18 protein-coding genes and 1 pseudogene are annotated in these 19,757 nt (G+C 45.7%); 10 read left to right on the top strand and 9 right to left on the bottom strand.

The features are described 5' to 3' along the window. Positions 1-240: 240 nt before the first annotated feature. A complete protein-coding gene (locus KJS69_RS28985; protein WP_249730765.1) occupies positions 241-471 on the bottom strand; it encodes a hypothetical protein in 231 nt (76 codons plus the stop codon). A 277-nt stretch (positions 472-748) separates the two neighbouring features. Here KJS69_RS28985 and lepB point away from each other — a divergent pair, with 277 nt between their 5' ends. Then, on the top strand, positions 749-1,411 hold the full coding sequence (lepB, locus tag KJS69_RS28990; protein WP_213587675.1) for a signal peptidase I: 663 nt from the start codon (positions 749-751) through the stop codon (positions 1,409-1,411). A gap of 184 nt (positions 1,412-1,595) precedes the next feature. Here lepB and KJS69_RS30405 read toward each other — a convergent pair. From KJS69_RS30405 to KJS69_RS29020, 6 genes and pseudogenes are all read right to left on the bottom strand, one after another. Next, positions 1,596-1,706: pseudogene (locus KJS69_RS30405) on the bottom strand (hypothetical protein); the annotation flags it as partial. Between the two features lie 152 nt (positions 1,707-1,858). Further along, positions 1,859-2,200: a type II toxin-antitoxin system PemK/MazF family toxin gene (locus KJS69_RS29000; protein WP_249730762.1), complete on the bottom strand. Its 342-nt coding sequence runs from the start codon at positions 2,198-2,200 to the stop codon at positions 1,859-1,861. Further along, a complete protein-coding gene (locus KJS69_RS29005) occupies positions 2,190-2,381 on the bottom strand; it encodes a DUF2281 domain-containing protein (protein ID WP_249730766.1) in 192 nt (63 codons plus the stop codon). The genes KJS69_RS29000 and KJS69_RS29005 overlap by 11 nt, the downstream gene beginning before the upstream one ends. An 84-nt stretch (positions 2,382-2,465) precedes the next feature. Next, on the bottom strand, positions 2,466-3,164 hold the full coding sequence (locus KJS69_RS29010) for a helix-turn-helix domain-containing protein (RefSeq protein ID WP_213587677.1): 699 nt from the start codon (positions 3,162-3,164) through the stop codon (positions 2,466-2,468). 14 nt (positions 3,165-3,178) lie between these two features. After that, positions 3,179-3,637 carry a hypothetical protein gene (locus KJS69_RS29015; RefSeq protein ID WP_213587678.1) on the bottom strand — a complete coding sequence of 153 codons (459 nt, stop codon included), beginning with the start codon at positions 3,635-3,637 and terminating at the stop codon, positions 3,179-3,181. Positions 3,638-3,671: 34 nt separating this feature from the next. Beyond that, positions 3,672-5,744: a serine hydrolase domain-containing protein gene (locus tag KJS69_RS29020; RefSeq protein ID WP_249730763.1), complete on the bottom strand. Its 2,073-nt coding sequence runs from the start codon at positions 5,742-5,744 to the stop codon at positions 3,672-3,674. A gap of 428 nt (positions 5,745-6,172) precedes the next feature. Here KJS69_RS29020 and KJS69_RS29025 point away from each other — a divergent pair, with 428 nt between their 5' ends. The 6 genes from KJS69_RS29025 to KJS69_RS29050 are packed head-to-tail and all read left to right on the top strand — an operon-like array spanning position 6,173 to position 13,120. Further along, positions 6,173-7,489, top strand: coding sequence for an ABC transporter substrate-binding protein (locus KJS69_RS29025; RefSeq protein WP_213587679.1), 1,317 nt, complete (start codon positions 6,173-6,175; stop codon positions 7,487-7,489). 29 nt (positions 7,490-7,518) lie between these two features. Next, a complete protein-coding gene (locus KJS69_RS29030) occupies positions 7,519-8,313 on the top strand; it encodes a sugar phosphate isomerase/epimerase family protein (protein ID WP_213587681.1) in 795 nt (264 codons plus the stop codon). Continuing rightward, complete coding sequence (locus tag KJS69_RS29035) at positions 8,313-9,197, top strand: carbohydrate ABC transporter permease (protein ID WP_213587683.1); 885 nt, start codon at positions 8,313-8,315, stop codon at positions 9,195-9,197. Before KJS69_RS29030 ends, KJS69_RS29035 begins: the two co-directional genes overlap by 1 nt. Further along, positions 9,187-10,002: a carbohydrate ABC transporter permease gene (locus tag KJS69_RS29040; RefSeq protein WP_213587685.1), complete on the top strand. Its 816-nt coding sequence runs from the start codon at positions 9,187-9,189 to the stop codon at positions 10,000-10,002. Before KJS69_RS29035 ends, KJS69_RS29040 begins: the two co-directional genes overlap by 11 nt. A gap of 40 nt (positions 10,003-10,042) precedes the next feature. Continuing rightward, entirely contained in the window at positions 10,043-10,378 is a 336-nt protein-coding gene (locus KJS69_RS29045; protein ID WP_213587687.1) for a lamin tail domain-containing protein, read from the top strand. Positions 10,379-10,390: 12 nt separating this feature from the next. Beyond that, on the top strand, positions 10,391-13,120 hold the full coding sequence (locus KJS69_RS29050) for a glycerophosphodiester phosphodiesterase family protein (protein WP_213587689.1): 2,730 nt from the start codon (positions 10,391-10,393) through the stop codon (positions 13,118-13,120). A gap of 96 nt (positions 13,121-13,216) precedes the next feature. On the opposite strand, the gene KJS69_RS29055 is transcribed toward KJS69_RS29050, so the two are convergent. Next, positions 13,217-13,906, bottom strand: a complete 690-nt coding sequence (locus KJS69_RS29055; protein WP_213587691.1) for a polysaccharide lyase family 7 protein — start codon at positions 13,904-13,906, stop codon at positions 13,217-13,219. Between the two features lie 526 nt (positions 13,907-14,432). Beyond that, positions 14,433-15,596: an alpha-hydroxy-acid oxidizing protein gene (locus KJS69_RS29060; protein WP_213587693.1), complete on the bottom strand. Its 1,164-nt coding sequence runs from the start codon at positions 15,594-15,596 to the stop codon at positions 14,433-14,435. A gap of 618 nt (positions 15,597-16,214) precedes the next feature. Between KJS69_RS29060 and KJS69_RS29065 the strand changes: the two genes are divergently transcribed. The 3 genes from KJS69_RS29065 to KJS69_RS29075 all read left to right on the top strand — a co-directional run bounded on the left by KJS69_RS29065 (position 16,215) and on the right by KJS69_RS29075 (position 19,619). Next, positions 16,215-17,456, top strand: a complete 1,242-nt coding sequence (locus KJS69_RS29065) for a Gfo/Idh/MocA family protein (RefSeq protein WP_213587695.1) — start codon at positions 16,215-16,217, stop codon at positions 17,454-17,456. A gap of 243 nt (positions 17,457-17,699) precedes the next feature. Continuing rightward, on the top strand, positions 17,700-17,876 hold the full coding sequence (locus KJS69_RS29070) for a hypothetical protein (RefSeq protein WP_213587697.1): 177 nt from the start codon (positions 17,700-17,702) through the stop codon (positions 17,874-17,876). Between the two features lie 708 nt (positions 17,877-18,584). Continuing rightward, a complete protein-coding gene (locus KJS69_RS29075; protein ID WP_213587699.1) occupies positions 18,585-19,619 on the top strand; it encodes a YeiH family protein in 1,035 nt (344 codons plus the stop codon). The last annotated feature ends 138 nt before the right edge of the window (positions 19,620-19,757 follow it).

Below are 19,757 nucleotides of genomic sequence, written 5' to 3' on the forward strand. Positions count from 1 at the left end.
GCAAAAAAAGTAATATAACGATATAGGGATTCTTTAAAATTTAAAACAGGGTGAAAATAGTGATTTAACGTAACGAGGTTTCGTTATGATCAGTAAAACTCTTAAACAATGAATCGATTAGCCCCAAGACATTCGTTAGTGATCCAAACCCTTGAATTTAGCCCCTATAGTAATACCAGAGTTCGTTACATGGGTCTGTACCTTGTCAAGTACTGATTTTGAGATTGAGTCATTTTTCAATCAGTAAATGGGAATGGAAATGAGCAGAATATCTCCTTGCTTAAACATCATTCCAGCCCCCGTAATCCACTTCATTATCCCAAAATCCATACTACTTACGCTCGCACGTTCAAAATTATTCAATGCCTCGCATTCACGTTTCATATTCAAATATCCGATAAAATCAAGTACTTCAACCGCGTCTTGTTCGGTAATATGATCAATCATTTTTTTTAATTCTTCTCGATTCACACTCAAGGATAACACCGCCTTTATTTGAACGATGCGAGTATACTCCATTGCTTCTTTTAGGCGAAATCGCGGAGCAGACACGATCGATCATTTTGTCCAAGCTTACTGTTCTCATTGGCAATAAGGACTGAATTTGTAAAGTTGAAAATATTATGAAACAGACCTTGAACTGAAACTGTCTATTATTATAGAACTAACCTTTTGCTTACAGCATGGATGAAGTATGAGGCTTTAAATGATGAAAGTATGATGTGTTTAACTGATAGAGGTGAGCAAAATGAAACTGAAATGGATCGTTGTTATGTTGCTCTTGTTAATTTCAACTGCCTGCACTCCACAGCCATCTTCCATTTATGATAACGATACACCCTATTATGTTGCAGAGATGGACATAGTTCCGGACAATATGATCTTAGTAGAAAGCTATTCGGATGAGATGGATCAGGGAAAACATCATTATTCATCCAAAGAATGGGGCACCTTCATCGTTGATCCCAAGGATAGAAAATTTGCGAGAGGAGATGTCGTCTATATCCGTACCCCTGAATATGAGTCCAAGGTAAATCCTAATCTGGATTTGCCCGAATATAAAATATTACGTATTGTTGGGCTGCCTGGAGAAAAGCTTAAGATCAACAAGGGAAAGATTTATATAAACAATAGGTTATTGGACACCTTCTACGGTAGCGTTCGTAAAAGCGGATTGAACTGGGAGGAATATCAAAAAGTGGTTGAAGAAAGAAATTTGAATCCCAGCCTGTCTAAAGATTCGTTTGAAATAGATTTCCCTGAAACTAAAATATCTAACCATTCTTACTTTCTGAAAGGGGATAACTGGTGGAGAAGTGTTGACAGTATTCAATTTGGGGAAGTATCCGAAGACAACATTATAGGCAAGATTATAGGGTATAAGAAAGATGAGCTGAATCGGAATCCGTGATTTCCATTGTAAAACTCTGGGCGTCGGATAACCGACGCCTTGATCATGATTAATCGACTACTCAGACTTTATACCACTATATAAATTCAACTAAAGATTCTATAGATCATGGAGTGGAGTAAGAAAGATGCTTCCAGTTCCAGTGCGAGTTTTGGCTTTGTATTCCTACCATCCGAAGGCCTATTCAAACTCTCGGTTTGGTCCCTGAAAAGTAAATGGATTTCACTTCCCCGGGGGTAAGCCCCGTTATTTTTTTGAACATCCGGATGAACGAGTTGACGTTCTGATAGCCTACTTGGGAGGCGACGCTTTGATTTTTTCATCCGAGCTGTCCAAAATCTGCTTCGCTCGGTCGATTCTCAATTTATTTAAATAATCGCTGAAGTTCAAGCCGGTTTTCTCTTTAAAGAGCCTCGTCCCTGGACATATGTTTTTTATTGAATATCGTCAGCTGCTTATCAACTTCTCAATCTGTTCTCTTATCCTCTGAAATACTTCAGGTTTTAAATGCCCGAATTTTTTAATGACCATCCGATTTGAGAAGGTGTAAATCTTATCCGCTCGTATCAATGAATCTACCTTCAATCTCCCATCATCGAGATCACTTGAAGTAATTAGAACTGAATAATCTTTATTCGTTACATTCGAGGTGATCGCTGCTACGACAATATCTTGCTGTAGTCCGTTATAATCAGTATTGGATAGAACGAGAACAGGTCTTTGCTTTATTGCCCCTAAATCAGTAAATGGGAATGGAATGAGCAGAATATCTCCTTGCTTATACATCATTCCAGACCTCATCATCCACTTCATTATCCCAAAAATCCATACTACTTACGCTCGCACGCTCAAGATTATTCAATGCCTCGCGTTCACGTTTCATATTCAAATATCCGATAAAATCAAGTACTTCAACCGCATCTTGTTCGGTAATATGATCAATCATTTTTTTTAATTCTTCTCGATTCACACTCAAGGATAACACCGCCTTTCCATTACTACATTTAGTATATCACATCAGGATTCAACACAATACATACCGGCTAATGGCTGTTTAGGGAGCGTCCGATGCTGCTTTTTTATATTCCCCGGGGGTGAGCTCCGTTATTTTTTTGAACATCCGGATGAACGAGTTGACGTTCTGATAGCCGACTTGGGAGGCGACGGATTTCACTTTTTCGTCCGAGTTGTCCAATATTTGCTTCGCCCGGTCAATTCTCAGTTTATTTAAGTAATCACTGAAGTTCAAGCCGGTTTTCTCTTTAAAATAGGTCGACAGATAGCCGCCCGTAATTTTAAGCTTGTCGGCTACAGCTTCCAGAGACACATCGTTCGAGTAATGCTCCTCCAAATAGTCCATGACGAAGGAGACGATCGGATCGGTATCCTCCTTATGCTGCTTCATGAGCTCGACGGCCAATGTCAAATAATATCCGAATAACAGCTTATATTGTGCGATAGTATAGCACGAGGCCAACTGGGAACGGAAGACTTGGAAATCAGCCGTATCGATTTGCAGAGCCAGCAGCGCATGGTCGATTTTGCTTGTCAGTTGAGCCGCAAGTTGCTGGTACTGAACAGCAAACGCTCCTCTGCGCTCCATCGATTGGAGCTGACGTTCGATCCAGCGGTACAGCTCTTTCTCATTGCCGGCCATCAGGTGATTGTGAAATTCCAGCTCCTGCTCCGGTGAAGGCAAGAGATTGGGCCGGTTAGGCACCTCCTGATCTATGATTTGGGTTTCATCGTTCAATCGGCGCTGCCGGATTAATTTAGACCGTAGGTATAAGCTTCGGCCAATTGCGAGCTGTCCCTTCGCTGCGGGCTTGCGGCTGTTGTCAGGAAGCCCAGCTCCCTGTCTAGATCAAAAACTTTCTTCAGCTCCTCCAGAGTTGTTCTTACATGCTGCTCAGAGTCCTCGGCGAATATAAGCGAAACAATCTGGTCTTTTTCAATTTGAAAGGTGAGAGAACCGGGATCCAGCTTATACAAATGAAGATGAATATACTCTCTTATGAAATTGACCGCTTCGTTCGAATCCGCATGAATCTGCTGATCATACGACGGCTTAAAGGTCAGTTCAAACAGGACTAGCGTAAACGGCTCGCTGGGCTGGATCCAGTCTTTCATTTTTCTAAAGTGGCTTTTAATATTTTTCACTTGATTGGAATAGGCGGTTTTTACATCGCCGGCTGTTGCGTTCCGGCCGCTTATCGCAAGAAGCACCCGTATAATCCAGCGGGTGCTTCTTGCGATGCCTTTAATATAGCTGACGCAGTGTTAAATCAATCAGAGCGGCGGCCTCCTGGCGAAGGAGAATCTCCTTGGCACCGAAATTTATGGAACCGCCTTCTGAAGGAATCACTTCCGGACCGTAAATTCGACGGGCTGCCAAGCTTTGGACCGCTTCACGGGCCCAGTCGTCCGTTTCATCGGCAAGAACGGCTTCCTCCGGCTGTGCTCCGAACAGCTTCATGATGTTCCATAGCATAATGGCGGCTTCCTGGCGGGTAATCGGCTTATCCGGCTCGAACATTCCCGGTGATGTTCCCTGCACCATCCCGAATTCCAGCGCAGTTTGCAGCATAGCGGCTTCCGGATGATGGGCAGCGTCGCTAAACATCACTGACACCCTGGAAGGCTCAATCCCGAGAGCGCGTACGAATTGGGAGGCAAACTGGGCTCTCGTCATCGGGTCCTCCGGACCGAATGAACCGTCGGCCTTCGGCTGGATGATTTCCAATTGAGCCAGTTCCCGAATATAGGAAGCATAGGGATGATTCTCTTGAACATCGATAAAACCTTCCGGCTCGGCCATTTTCTCCGCCCAGGAAACCGGATTATTGTAGAACAGGTAGAGAATGGTTCCGTCTTCCCCTTCCTTGAAGGCGACCGGCTTCCCGTCTTCATCTTCAAACAGGAGGGCATCCCGCTGACGCAATGTTTTCGATGTTTGTCCGGACTGAACAACTAATTGGTCTTCCGGCGATAGGACAATGCGGCTGACTAATAATTTTTGCCGCAAATCGCGGTAAGTTCCTTCAAAACGCAGCAGCTCCTCGGGAGCGGACGTGATGTATTCCTTGGGCTCCGACCTCGGAAAATACCGGTCCATGAAGGCGTTGAACCATTCTTTTCTCAACTCGGCCGTCATCGTATCATCCTTATTGTAGGCTATAAAGGCCGCCGTGTTTTGCTCGGGAAGGAACCACATCCAGGATGAGAACCCGGGAGTATTGCCTCCTTTTCCAATGACGGAATGCCCATTATGATGATCGTGGTAAGCCGTCTCAAAACCGTACCCCATATGCGGAACTTCAGGGTGAATGGCGTAATGGATTTGCTGCATTTGCCGCACGCTTTCTTCCTGTAGAATGCGAGTATCCCCCAGAGCTCCGCCATTCAACTGCATCAGCATGAATTTGGCCATGTCCGAAGCGGTGGAAAACAGGCTTCCTTGCGGCATATCCGTTGGCTTGAATGTATAAAGGGGAATAGGTTCTCCCGAGGAGCCGTAGCCTGTGGCGAGCTTGTCTTGTATAAAGTCCTTAAGCAGGAAGCTGCTGTTGTTCATTCCTAAAGGCTGGAAAATCTGTTCATCCACATATTCGTTGAAAGGCGTGCCGGACAGATTCTGGACGATATAGCCTTGAAGCATGGAAGCGAAGTTGTCGTAAGTAAAGGTGGTCCCGGGCTGCCGAACGACGGTCGGCATATACTCCTTAATATAGTCATCCATTGGAGTAAACAGCTCGAGATCCATATGAATGTCGCTTCGCTTGATATCGGGGTAGTCAAAGCCGGTCGAATGGGTCAGCAGATGCTCCATAGTCAGGGGGGAACCTGATGGATTGTTTAGCTGAATATCGCCCATATAAGTTTGGATATCGGAAGCGAGGTCCAATTTCCCTTGCTCCAATAGCTGCATAACCGCAGACGCGGTAAACACTTTCGATATAGAGCCGACCCGGAGTATGGTTTCGTCCGGGTCCATCGGAATCTTTTGTTCTTTATCCGCATAGCCGTAGCCTCTAGACAGGAGGGTCTCCCCGTCTTTGATTACTATCAGTACCGCTCCCGGAATGTCCATTGCCTTCACATCGTCCCGCTCAAAAAATTGATCCGCAAACGATTCGATATCTTTGGCGTTCAACAAAGCGGTTTCTGCAGAAGATCGTGCTGCGGCTGCGAGATCGTTTCCATGCGCAGACTCTTTTCCCTCCATGGAATGGGATAAGCCCGTGCCGTAAGCGGCGGGAAGAACGGACGCCGAGACAGCAAAAGCGGTGGACAGGGCGATCAGATTTCTTTTGCTCCAAGCTGTAATTGTCAATAGAATGACCTCCTCATAACTATGATCTGTTGATAGTACGCCTATGAGGAACAATTCGTTCATTTAAAGAACAATCATTTCAGGATGAAAGTTCTGCAACAAAACGAACATTATAATGCGAAAATGAGTATCAAGTGAAATATAGGAACAGATTCTTTTTGTTGACTGTTAAATGTTGCCATTGTATTATGTTCATGAACATAAATAAACATAAATACGCATAAGTGAATATTATTGAGCGGAGGTGATAAGCATTGATTTTTTTGAGGCGATCCCAATTATTTGATTGTTAGTGATATATTAGAAAGCTATCCCTTATGCCGCGGATCTCAATCGTTCCATTACAGGATCGGCAGGTCTGTTCTATTTTGGTCCAATTTTGAAAGCGTTTTAATTAGTTGTGCGTAACGATTTTAAGGAGGAGAAAGATGAAAAGAACGTTAGCGTTTTTAAAGGGAAGTTTAATAACGATACCACTAATAGCTGCGACTGTCGGTTGTTCTTCTTCATCAATGAACGGCGCCTCAAATCCATCCTCCAAGGTGGTGACTATTGAGTACTGGCATGTCAATTCCAACGACTGGGGAGGGAATGAGGTCAAAAAAATCATCGATTCTTTCAATGATCAACATGAGAACATCCAAGTAGTGGGAAAATACATTCCCAACCAATATCAAGGCGTAATCCAGCAGGCACAAGCAGCGATCGCAGGGGGCAATCCTCCTGACGTGGCTATGATGGGATACAACTTTCTATCCTATGTGAATGGTAATTTGCCCTACACCCCGATTGAGGAAGTTGCGGCTATGGATAAAGAGGAGCCTAATTTTATTCAAGATCATTTCTTGCCGAATATTACGGATCTTAGCCGTGCGGATGACGGTACCTTGGTCGGTTTATCTTATGGATTGAGCAATCCGGTTCTGTACTATAATGCAGACTTGTTCAAAGAAGTAGGATGGGATCCGGATAAACCGCCGGCAACATGGGAAGAAGTCATCGAGTTAAGTAAAAAAATACGGGATCAGACAGGAAATTACGGATTGTATATTCAAGAACCGCCGGATAACTGGGCCCAGTATGCTTTAGTCAAATCTAATGGAGGTAATTGGCTAGAGGGGCAAGGCGATCAGCTAAAAGTAATGGTAGATTCCCCCGAGGCTATAGAAGCATATCAAATGGTTGGAGACATGGTTAAGGAGAAGCTTGCTTTTCATGCCAAACAGGAAGAAGGGCAGCAAGCTTTTGGGAATGGCCGAATTGCCATGCTGTACACGACTATTGGAAGAATGAGCGGGATTAAAGAACAAAGTCAATTTGACCTTCGGACAACGATGTCCCCCACGTTTGGAAACAAGCCGAGATCGATTCCGGCCGGTGGCAATTCGCTAGTTATTTTTGCACAAAATTCGGATAAGCAGAAGGCAGCGTGGGAGTTTATTAAATATTTACAATCTCCCGAAGCGTTAACCAAGTGGGTGGAAGGAACCGGTTACTTGCCTCCGCGTGAAGGAGTAGCAGAAGATCCGGAAGGATTGAAGCCGTTCCTCGAATCCAATCCGCTCATGCGAGCAGCAATCGAACAAAAAGATTCCACTGTACAATGGGCCAACTTCCCGGGAGAAGACGGATTGCAGGCGGAGCAAGCTCTTATTGACGCCAGGGATCAAATTCTTAATGGAACGAGCAGTGCGCAGGAAGCTCTGACCAAGGCTGCGGATCGAATCAGAGAGTTACTGAAGTAACCGAACCCAAATAATAAGGAGTGTTCAGTATGGCGATTTATATTAATATGCTTCCCTGTTTGAAAGATGAAGACAAAGTAGATGAATTACTGAAGCAATGGGATGGCGGTATTGAACTTGTAGCGGAAGGGGCGGATTGGTGCCGGCATCCGATAGATTGGTCGAAGGGGCGGGGGAAATACGCTTCTTTCCCGGGGCCGATCAGTGTGCATACCCCTATCTTTGACCTCAATTTAGCCTGTTCCCGCTACCGGGCCCTCTCGGAGTATTCGTTCGAGGTATACCAGCAATCTTTACAATGGGCCGCCTCCATAGGTGCCAAGCATGCAGTCGTGCACCCCAATTTGCAATCGACGCCAATATTCGACCGGCAAGGATCGCAGCAATGCTCGAAGCATTATATCTCCCGGTTAGGAGAGTTGGGACAACAATTAGGGGTCCAGGTATTGGTAGAAAATGTGGGGTTCCATGATTCCGTTCTTTATGATCCGGAAGAATTCGTGCAGTTGTTCGCTGAAATTCCGTCGATTGAGGCTCTGATTGATGTGGGGCACGCCCATATTAACGGGTGGGATATACCGGGGATCATCCGCCATCTGGGCACGCGTCTCACAGCCGTTCATTTACATGATAATAATGGCTTGGCCGACGATCATCTTCCCATGGGGGAAGGGACTATCGAATGGGAGGGGATATGGAAGGAATTGGATCAGACAGAGCATAAGATTGACATGATTCTTGAATACAATACGGAGACGACTACGGAGTTGCTGTTGGAACATGCCGCAAAAGTTCAAGAAATTAGAAGAATAGGGCTGGTGTAATGACGTTATTTCGCAAAATAAAACCTTATTTATATTTGGCCCCGGCAGTTATCCCTATAGCGGTCTTTGTGTATTATCCGCTTGTTAAATCAATGGAAATCAGCTTTCTCAGTTGGAATATGGTGAGCCCCAACCGCAAATGGGTCGGATTCGACAATTATAAATATTTACTGACCAACAGTGAGTTCTGGAAGTCGGTATGGAATACAGGAGTCTACACTTTTTTGCTTTTGTTGCTATTGCTTGTTGCCCCTTTCCTTGTTGCTTTTGCCGTTACGCGAGTCCACGGCAAATTACAGGCATTCTATAAAAGTGCGATCTTTGTTCCAACCGTATTATCCCTGGCTGTATCTTCTATAGTATTTTTGTGGCTGCTCAATCCGATCAGCGGATCAGTGAACCATTTAATAGGGGTAGTTGGCCTGCCAAGCATCAATTGGTTATCCGATCCTAAATGGGCTTTGATCTCTATAGTAGTGATAACTTCATGGAAGACTTTTGGTTATCATTTTATTTTGTTGCTGTCGGGAATTCTGGCTGTTCCGCAGGATGTAGTAGAAGCTGCCCGCATCGATGGAGTCAGAAGCAGCATGGGGTTAATTAGGAGAATCTATATTCCGCTGTCAAGCGGCACCCTGTTGTTTGTTTTTGTTATTACAGTCGTTTTCGGCATCCAATGGTCGTTCGTTCCGATCCAAATGTTAACGAACGGTGGTCCGGATCAAGCGACAACCCATCTCGTGTATACCGTTTATCAGTTCGCCTTTCAGTTCTTCAAGAGCGGACTCGCATCTGCCGTCTCCGTCTTAACGTTCCTTGTTTTCAGCGGGTTAATTATTTTTCAAGCGTTTGTGATGGAGCGGAGGGTGCACTATGAAAATTAACATAAACGGTTGGCATTTGTTACTCGTTATCTCGCTGTTACTCAGCTTTTTCCCGCTGGTTTGGATGGTGAGCACTTCATTAAAAGAAACGGGACAAATCTTTTCCGATTTTTTAAACCCGATTCCTCTGCCTGTCACCTTTGAACACTTTATTCATGCTATAGTCACGACGCCTATGTCCCGTTTTTTCTTCAATTCGTTTTTCGTAGCGGTAGTAGTCACCCTGTTTCAACTGTTCACGAGCATATTGGCCGCCTATGCCCTGACTCAATTCCGATTTTGGGGAAGACAATCTTTATTCTATATCATTGTGGCCAGTATGCTCATTCCCGTACTGGTCACCATGCTGCCCAATTATTTGCTGCTCAGCAAATGGGGGCTGCTAAACAGTTATGCAGCCATTATTTTGCCACAGCTGGCTAACGGAATGGGCGTTTTCTTTCTGCGGCAATCGTTTCGGACCATCCCTAAAGCGCTGCTGGAATCCGCACAAGTGGAAGGGGCGAGTGACTGGCAGCGTCTGTGGCTGATCGTGGTGCCTGCGGTCAGGCCAATGATAGTAGCGATTGGAATTATATTTTTTATTAATGTGTGGAACGAGTACTTCTGGCCCTTGATGATCATTAATGATGAGAAGATGTTCACCATCCCTTTAGCATTACAATTATTTATTAATTCCGAGGGAGGGACTTCATGGGGGCCGATGATGGCGGTTGCCACTTTAGCATCCATTCCACCCGTTCTGGCTTATTTGGTAGTCCAAAAACATATTATTAGCAGCTTTCTTAGTACCGGAGTTAAATGACTGATCAAAAATCTATTGATTTTATGATTGGAGGTAATCCATGATGTTCATAGCTCGGCTTAGAAAGATAACTAATAGGATGCTATGTGTGTTGACTGCAGCAGCGATTCTGTCTATTCCCTTTACCGGCCAGACTATATACGCCAGTGAAATCGGCAATGGGCGCACTCCTCTGTTTATTACAGAAATTATGTACGATGCACCTGGGAATGACGACGGGGCGGAATATATAGAAATTTCCAATGCTAGTGACCATGCACTGGATATTAGTGGATATTATCTTGGAGATGCGGCTGTACAGGGAAGTTCGGAAGGAATGTTTCGATTTCCGGAAGGATCCGTCATAGGAGCTTGGGAATCGATTGTTATTGCCTAATCGGCCATTATTGTGAAAGAGAGGTACAATTTTACAGCCGATTATGAGCTTCCTTATCATCCCACTTACAATCCACAGGAAAATCCAGAAGTCCGGACCCTGCTGCCTAGTGATTGGGCCACAGGATATTTGGTGCTTGCGCAAGCCGGGGATGATGTTTTCTTAATGAATGCCAATAAACAGATGGTAGACTATGTCCCGTATATTAAAAACGGGAAATGGAATGGGGTAACTTATAAAGCGGCCCCGGGGATAACCCAGCATATTCAATCCCTTCAAAGAGTGTACACGACTGGGGATGCATCTATTGATTTCTGGCCACTGGAACCGACTCCCGGAACTTACGAGTTCAAGGATGAGGAGCCGCGGCCGTTTCCCGGCCCGGTCATCAGCAATACTCTGCTTATTACGGAAGTTCTGTACGATGCCATCCATGATGAAGATACGGGGGAATTTATTGAATTTACGAACATTAGTGATCAGCGGATAGATATTAGCGGGTATTCTATAGGAGATTCCGAATTCCCTAAATTTACAAGCTCGGGAGAAGGAATGTTTAAGTTTCCGGAGGGGACGTATATCGATCCGTTCCAGGTTATCGTGGTAGCGGGTAATGCTCAAGGAATTAAGGATCGTTATGATGTCATTCCGGATTTTGAATTAGAGGAATCGATGCCGGAAGTCCCGGTCTTGGAGAAAAATACAGCTTGGGCCACGGGAACGGTCAGACTCGCAAATGCGGGCGATCAGGCACTTATTTATGACCGGGAGATGCAAATTATCGATGCGGTGGTATGGAAGGATCCGGCTCCATTCCCTGGAGTGACCCCATACCAAACAACCATCTATGGAAATAACGGTCATTCGATAGAGAGATGGAATGGGGTAGATACGAATAACTGCGCTGTCGATTTTGTTAGTCAGCCCGAACCGTCTCCGGGTACGCTCTTATTTGGGCCAAATGCCGATGAGAGCCGGATTCCTGATCGGACATTAAGAGAAGATGTTTTGGTTGCGAGAGAGCCCCAAACCGGAATTGTAGTTCCTCCAACCGTCTTGGCTAATGGCGGGGATGCTATGAACGCACCGGAAAACACAAGAGCTGCTATGGAAAAGCTGTTGGAAACAGAAGCAAGTCAAATCCTGCTGCCTGTGCAAGAAACGTTAGATGGCAAGCTTATTCTAATGAAGGATCAAACCCTCAATCGAACCACCAATGGCAAAGGGCGTGTGGATAAGAAGCGATGGGATGAGATCCGCAATCTAGACGCAGGAAGCTGGTTTTCACCGGAATTTGCCGGGCAGAGGGTCCCTCTATTATCCGAAGCTCTGGACTTCATTAAGGATGATTTAATACCGGTAATCCAAGTAGATACTCCTGAAGCGGCAGTAAAAATCGTTATTCTGTTAGATGAAAAAAATATGACGGATGCTCATATTGTTTCAACAGATGAGCAGATCATTGCGAATATACGGGAATTGAACCCGGAACTGAGGGGAGGACTTATTTATTCCGGGCCCTTAAATAAAGAACAACTTAAGAAGATTGTCATTGCTTCCCGACAAAGTGGTGCAACGATGGTTATGCTGGACCCTAAACAGTTAACGAATGAGATCATTCATTATTTGCGGGTTCGTGGGCTAACGGTCTGGAGCGCTGGCGGGCAGGATGAGATGGAAGCCCATGATTTGATTGCTCTAGGGGTGAGCGGTCTAGTAACAGAGAATCCGCAGGCGGCTATCGCTTCTTTGGGCCAATATCCGGAAAATACAATCACCCAACGCCCAATCATAGGGGGACATCGGGGGGCGATGCATCAAGTGCCGGAAAATACGATCCCCGCCTTTGAAGAAGCGTGGAGGGCCGGCGCTGATCTCGTCGAAGCTGACATACTGGAAACTAAAGATGGCCATCTCATCTTAATGCACGATGACAATGTCGACCGTACAACAGATGGAACGGGCAAAGTGAGGGATATGACTCTAGCCCAATTGAAAGAGTTGAATGCAAATTATGTCCATCCGGAAGACCCTGTCGAAGTTCCGACCCTTGAAGAGTTACTGGTATGGGCTAAGTCCAAACAGAAAACAAGAGAGATAGCTCTATTCTTGGAAATAAAAGCGCCGCATTTGGAGCAGAAGATTATGGATCTCGTCCAAAAGCATCGTCTAGAGCAAGACGTTTTTATAATCAGCTTTAGGTTAAGTGAATTAAAGACGGTCCGGCAACTGAATAAAGAAATTGGACTTGTCTATATTCATAATGGACCAGCGCCAACAGAGAATCCTCTCGGGCATGCGGATAGGTTTGTCAGAGAGTCCCTTAAGGCAAATGTCCATTTTAACCCAAGTGTTTCAATGACACCGGAGTTTGTGAACTTTGTTAAGCATCGCGGGCTAATTACGTTCGCCTGGCCATTTAGTACCGTAGCAGATAACCCGAAAGAATTCTCCGAATTCCCGATCTCGGTTGATGCTCCGGCGAAAATATCATTAAAGGTTGGGCAAACGAATTCATTATCCGGCTCGATACGATATCAGTCGCAATCCAATAAGCCTGCAACCTTAATGATTCGATCGTTGGGAGATCCATCGAACTTGATCGCCATTGGTCCAAACGATCAGGACATTACCGCTTTAGGAGTAGGAAATACTTGGGTGCAGGCGTTTTACCAGTTTGAGTTTGTGGATGAACAATGGACGATTTTTGCTCCGCTTACCGAAATAACGATTACAAATTAGCAGGTGAACTCTCCCCTTACAGCAGCAGGTTTTATTATTTCACCTGCCTGCTGTAAGGGGAACATATAATGGACCCGTTCTCAGATATTATATGGCTTATTTGACCCAGTACTTCAGATTGCGAAACTTTGTTTCTGAACGTCCTTCCACTCCATAAACTCCGTTCTTAAAGTGACGTGTCGCCGGCCCGCGATCTTCTACGGTCAGAACCAATTCGTCATCAGCATAGACTCGAATGGTTCCGTCATCAGCATTATGAGCAACCTTTAGGTTCCACCAGTTGTTATACACATTGGATTTGATGAGTGCGCCATTAGGATCGCTAAAATAACGTCTAACCGTGTTGTCGGGGTGAACCACCAGCATGATGTCGGTTGCGGGCGTACCCGCCGGCCTGTTTATCCGCAAAATCTGCATCACTGACGATCCGACCGACCCTTCTTCGATATAGACATCTGCTTCCCACATGTGTTCACCTGTCGAATATTCGTTATACCAGCGCATCTCGGTCCGGGGATCTGTTGTATTTCCTTCTTTAAATGGTTTGTCCGTGTTATATACCCACATGGTATGGGTATCGGTCGCTGCATCGTAATGGTAACGCTCGCTCAAATCCAGATCCCATGGTTTCTGGATGTAATAACTGAAGGGAACTTGAGTCCATCCGATTGTCGGGGGATCTTGCGCCCCGTCCGCAGCCTCATAGCTGGCATTTACCGCAGCGCCATTCACGGTCGGCCCGAATAGTAAACAGACAAGAGAAAAAATAAGGATAACGTTCATCATTTTTTTGGATGTAAACCCGACTTGTGACAGACAATCATCTCCTTACCCATAAATTTTCGTTTCTATTCTAAGATGCCGATCCTTTGAAGATTTTGTACCAGGCTAAGATTGAGGACTTTCGTTTCACCTCCCATCATGGTTGCATTCCCTGATACAAACGTTAGTATGGTATTCTTGAGTTTGCCTTTCCATAATGTGTTATTTTACTATTTGATTGTTTTTTTCAACGATTTAAGTGAAGGAACTTTTCCATGATCTTGCCTTACCTGACGAAAATGCAGCAATCGAAAAGAAACGCAGCGTTAGCAGCAAAGATATACTAAGCTTGTACCATTTATGAAACTCCTTTACCTTATGCATGTAGAAGTGGGCACTCTTCTCTGTTTATTTAAGAGGTACTTTGTTAGCTCATAGGAGTAACCCCCACGCCTTTATAATAAATCTCTGCAAAAAAATAAACGAAGGGCTGTCTCATGGTATGGAATGACCTGAGAAACAGCCCTTGTCTGCAAATTATATAGAGAAATCATGGCTCTCTAATAATAAGAGAAGAGTCCACCTCTGGAATTGAACTTCTCCCGGATATAGCCAGCTGTAATTCGGTTTCCGCGATCAGATGCTTGATCATTTCTTGCACCCCGGTTTCTCCCGCAACGGCCAATGCATAGGCATACGGGCGTCCAATGAGAACGGCAGATGCCCCTAAAGCTATAGCTTTGAGGATATCAGCGCCTCTGCGAATTCCGCTGTCCATTAAGACCGGAACCTTGTCTTTCACAGCTTCTTTTATAAGGGGCAGCATATCCAGAGTGGCTACCGCTCCATCCAATTGGCGTCCTCCGTGGTTAGATACAATCAGACCATCAATGCCATGCTCCAAAGCCATGATAGCATCATCCGGATGAGTTATTCCTTTAATCAACAAGGGCAACGAAGTATGCTTGCGAATAAAGTCCAGCTCTTTCCAGGTGAAGCACGTATTATTCCCTTCCTTCAAAGCTATTTTTGCCGCGTCCTCCATATTTTGTTCAGGAGGCTTGCCGACCATAGGGCGGAATACAGGATCTGAGAAATAATTTCCCATTCCTTGACCCGTAAGGAAAGGCAGATAGGCATTCTGCAAATCCGTTTCACGCCAACCTAGAAGAGTAGAATCCACGGTGACGACAATAGCCGAATACCCTGCAGCTTCAGCACGCTGCAGAAAACTTATCGTCAGGTCGCGATTTTTTGGGGGATATAGTTGAAACCAGCGGATCCCGTTGCCCATTTCTTCCGCCACTTTTTCTAAAGGAATGCTGGAAACATTGCTAAGAATATAAGGCACACCCAGCTTGGACGCTGCTCTGGCAGGAGCCAACTCGCCCTCATGATGCAGAATCGTATTGACGCCAATGGGAGCCAATAGAAAGGGGACGGGAAATTTGCTGTTCCATAACGAGATAGAAAGATCACAGTCGGTAATATCACAACAAACTCTCGGCCGGATCCGGTACTTTTGAAAGGCATCCACATTCCCTCGATTCGTATCACCAGCACCCGCTGCTCCATAAACATAGCCAAACGGTCCGGCGGCCAGAATTTCCTTTGCCCGTTGCTCCCATTCGTCGAAGGATACCGGTAACAGTTTCGCTGCCTCATCGCCGGATTGATACAATTTCATCTGAATATCTTCACTATGTAGTGGCAAAATCCATTCCTCCTCGGTCAGATTCCTCCCTAGAGTAAATCGGTCCTTTTATCTGTATGAAGGCTTCCGTCGCTTTGAATTTCGGCAGTCAGGAATGTCAAGAAAGACCACAACACAAGAGTGGCCATTCCTCTGGTGACCGTTATTTGATTATTCACGATGACTTCTGCGGCGATGGATCCAAGTGCAATTCCGGTGACGTAGTTAAAAAAGGTCAAATGCCCATCTGTTTTTTCCAAGAAGCCGCGTAACAATAAATAAAATGATGAAGGCCAGGAATTCTCAGCAGTAATTCGTTTGTCCTCAAAATTTCCATCTATTCAGTATCCACCTTGAGCGAAAATTTACAGTACTTTCTCTCATTGTTTGCTTATCGAACCCTTTATATTCTACAGAACGCTAAGGTGTAACTTTTGGCAAATGTTCTTGGATGGGAGAGAAGAAATATGGACAGTTATTTTCCCTTGCTTTTTATCGCAACAGAACTACGAAAAACTCAGCTAAATTGATATAATGGGATTGCTAGCCAAGCTACATACAAAAAGAGAACCGCTTCTTTTTGGCGGCAAAACGAAATAGGATTAAGTAAACATGCCTTTAGCGGAGGGGAAAATAATAATGGCCGAATCTGGGAAAACCGCAACGAAACTTGCTGTAATTGGATTAGGTGGTCGAGGAAGAAGCTTGTTGAAATTATTGCTGGGGATGGAGGATGTCGAAATCCCGGCGATATGTGATGTATATGAAGACAGACGCCAAATGGGAATCGAATTAGTGGAAGAGGCCGGAGGGAAGGCGGAAGACTACGCCGATTATAAGCAATTGCTTGCACGTGATGATCTGCAAGGAGTAATTATAGCGACGACATGGAATACTCATGCCGAGATCGCGATTGCCGCTATGAGGGCTGGAAAATATGCAGGCATCGAAGTGGGGGGAGCGGCCTCTCTGGAGGAATGCTGGGAGCTTGTGCGCACCTCTGAGCAAACCGGCTTGCCTTGCATGCTGCTCGAGAATTGCTGCTACGGACGCGATGAACTGGCCGTGCTGAATATTGTCAAGCAGGGCCTGCTTGGGGAACTGATTCATTGTCAATGTGGGTACCAGCATGATTTGCGCGATGAAGTAGCGCTGGGAGAACAAAACCGGCATAACCGCTTTCGTAATTATTTGAACCGTAACGGGGAATTGTATCCGATTCATGGGCTGGGTCCGATCTCCAAATGCTTGGATATTAACAGAGGCAATCGCTTGTTGACTCTCACCTCGATGTCCACTAAGGCTCGCGGCATCCGTCAATGGGCGGTTGACCATCTGGGAGAGCAAGATCCTATAGCGAAGCTCGAATTTGCCCAGGGGGATATCGTGACGACGATGATCAAATGCGCCCATGGAGAAACGATACAGCTTATCCACGACACCACCCTTCCTCGTCCTTATTCCAGAGCCGGAAGAGTACAGGGAACGAAAGGGTTATGGATGGAGGATAATAACTCGATTCATATCGAAGGAAGAAGCCCGGCGCATCAATGGGAATCCTTCGACGGCTATCGCGAACAATACGATCATCCGATTTGGAAGCAATATCAGGAAGAAGGAGTCCGGGAAGGCCATGGAGGAATGGACTATCTGGTCCTTCGAGCATTTGTGGAAAGTATAAAGAATGGGACGGATACTCCGATTGATGTCTACGATACAGCGGTATGGATGGCGATTACAGTATTGTCGGAGCAGTCCATAGTCCTTGGCAGCGCACCGGTCAGTATCCCCGATTTTACTAAAGGGAAATGGATCAACCGCACTCCAGGACCGGCAAGCCGTTACTCTCTGGAGAAGATCGATGAGTCATTATTCCAATAGCTGTTCAGAAGCAGGGCATTCCAGCAGACAATTAGCGAAGATGTAAATAATGCAGAGCCTTTATAAGGGCTCTGCATTTTTTGTAAGATTTTTTTGTGCTTTTAGTTTGTCGCAGTTATTGAATAGCAGATATGGAATAAGTTCATCTACATGTCCGCCTCGACTTCGTTACAAACTAGTAATGTTCAGCGACTGAACATTGATCAATAATCCCAAATCAGGCGGTGAAATAGGATGCAGTGGATGATGTCGTGGTTTAGAGGCCGCAATCGGCGAAATGCCGTTAGATGGCGGAATCCATGGATGATGTCGGCATTGGCGCTTGCGGCAGGAGCAACAGCCGTCGGATTGGCCAGAGGTCGCGGAGGCAATATGCTCCAACGAGTTCTTCAACCATTGAGAAACAGAATGCCTGGATAACCGGATATCAAAACCTCATCAACCTCCACCAAACCTCAGTCATTAATGGCTGAGGTTTGGTCTATTTCCGGTTAGAATCGCGAAAATAAATGCCCACCTATTGCAATGGGCGGCGCTATGGTCGGCGGTCTATGGGTACCTTCTTTTATGCTGCCTACAGTGGTTCAGACGATCGGACATTTTACACCGCAGTACTGGGGCCCAGCATTCTTTTCAAAATGTGATCGCTCATAACGCCCACATCGTAGACGTCTTAGGGCCTGTTCTAGTATTGGCTGCCTTCGGACTGGCCGCTCTTCTGGTCGCCTACGTCAGGCTGCCCGGATTTTTGCGTTCGGCGGCCAATTAACCAGAACAGTTGTCAGTTGACAGTGCAATCGTGATTAGGCATCGTATGTTAGATACAGTCGGAATCCCACGATATGTGGAATTACGGCTGTTTTACTTATTGACAGACGGAGCCAAAGTTAACCGAAGGTCACAGCACCTTCGGATGCTCCAAGCCTCACGCTTGGCTGGAAGAGATGATAGCCGCGGCCGGATCGCGAGAGGATGATTCCCAGAAGCATACGGCAATCATAAAAAATACTAATGATGAGAATAGCATATCGGTATTTCACATTTGGCTCCGTCCGTCTTATAGTGGATAACGTACAGAACGTACATGTTCTTCTTGAATAGAGATAAGCAGCAAAGGTGGAAGGAATTATGGGGCAGCAATTAGCACAGCAGGATAAGAAAAATCAAACAATTGGCTTTGCGTTAGGGATCGGATTAACGTTAATCATTGCTTTCGCCGCCAAATTTTTGGCGGGCTTTCCCTTCCTGAGCATTATGGGGCAGCTCGTCATCGCTATTTTGATCGGGATTGTGTGGAGAGCAACCATCGGGGTACCGGATCGGTTTATAGCCGGGACTAATTTCTCCAGTAAAAAGCTGCTTCGCCTCGGTATCATTTTGCTGGGGATGCGGCTTAATTTGATAGATATCGTCCATGCCGGTCCCAAGGTGTTTCTGATGGCGATCATTGTTATCTGCTTTGCGCTTGCGGTTGTATACGGACTCGCTCGTTTGTTCAAAGTGGAGAAGCGGCTAAGTATTCTGACCGCTTGCGGTACAGCCATCTGTGGCGCAGCCGCCGTAGTAGCCATTGCATCACAAATTAAAGCGAAGAACGACGAGACGGCCATCGGAGCAGCTATGGTGGCCATTCTGGGAACTCTCTTTACACTGCTCTATACGTTCTTATATCCGGTTATTGGCTTATCGGACTTAGGATATGGGATTTTCTCCGGAGCGACCTTGCACGAGATTGCTCACGTTATAGCGGCAGCCGACCCTGTAGGGAGCGATGCCGTAGATATGGCGGTCATTGTCAAGCTGACACGGGTGGCTCTGTTAGTCCCGGTCGCCATTCTAATTGGAGTATGGGCGAGCCGATCTGAGCGGAAGGAAGGCAGAGGAGGAGCTTCCTGGAAAGCGATCCCGATTCCGTGGTTTATCGTAGGATTTATCATCGTCAGCGGGATTAATTCTCTGAACATCATATCGTCGGCTGTGGCAGACGGCATTGTAACTGTCGCCTATATGTTGATTGCTATGGCTATGGCAGGCCTTGGATTAAATGTCGACCTCGTCACGTTCAGACGACTCGGAATGAAGTCGTTCGCCGCCGGTCTTATCGGATCGGTGCTGCTATCTGCGTTGGGCTTCGGCCTCGTTCATCTTTTCCAATTGGCCTAGCATTCTGGATCAAGGGGCTGTCCAGAAAGCCAGTGAAAACTGACTGGACGCCCCGTTTTTGTTGAATGTTAAAAATGTACACAAAAAAACCGTCTTTTCCTGTAAAATGAAAGTTACCACACAAACATTTTAAGAAGG

The organism is Paenibacillus sp. J2TS4 (assembly GCF_018403245.1).
In the GTDB taxonomy this organism is placed as follows: domain Bacteria; phylum Bacillota; class Bacilli; order Paenibacillales; family NBRC-103111; genus Paenibacillus_L.

Coding starts and splice junctions, on each gene's coding strand:
- KJS69_RS29040 (WP_213587685.1), top strand. CDS start 9,187: ATGAAAATTAACATAAACGGTTGGCATTTGTTACTCGTTATCTCGCTG.
- lepB (WP_213587675.1), top strand. CDS start 749: ATGAAACTGAAATGGATCGTTGTTATGTTGCTCTTGTTAATTTCAACT.
- KJS69_RS29000 (WP_249730762.1), bottom strand. CDS start 2,200: ATGATGTATAAGCAAGGAGATATTCTGCTCATTCCATTCCCATTTACT.
- KJS69_RS29070 (WP_213587697.1), top strand. CDS start 17,700: ATGATGTCGTGGTTTAGAGGCCGCAATCGGCGAAATGCCGTTAGATGG.
- KJS69_RS29035 (WP_213587683.1), top strand. CDS start 8,313: ATGACGTTATTTCGCAAAATAAAACCTTATTTATATTTGGCCCCGGCA.
- KJS69_RS29065 (WP_213587695.1), top strand. CDS start 16,215: ATGGCCGAATCTGGGAAAACCGCAACGAAACTTGCTGTAATTGGATTA.
- KJS69_RS29075 (WP_213587699.1), top strand. CDS start 18,585: ATGGGGCAGCAATTAGCACAGCAGGATAAGAAAAATCAAACAATTGGC.
- KJS69_RS29045 (WP_213587687.1), top strand. CDS start 10,043: ATGATGTTCATAGCTCGGCTTAGAAAGATAACTAATAGGATGCTATGT.
- KJS69_RS29055 (WP_213587691.1), bottom strand. CDS start 13,906: ATGATGAACGTTATCCTTATTTTTTCTCTTGTCTGTTTACTATTCGGG.
- KJS69_RS29030 (WP_213587681.1), top strand. CDS start 7,519: ATGGCGATTTATATTAATATGCTTCCCTGTTTGAAAGATGAAGACAAA.
- KJS69_RS29025 (WP_213587679.1), top strand. CDS start 6,173: ATGAAAAGAACGTTAGCGTTTTTAAAGGGAAGTTTAATAACGATACCA.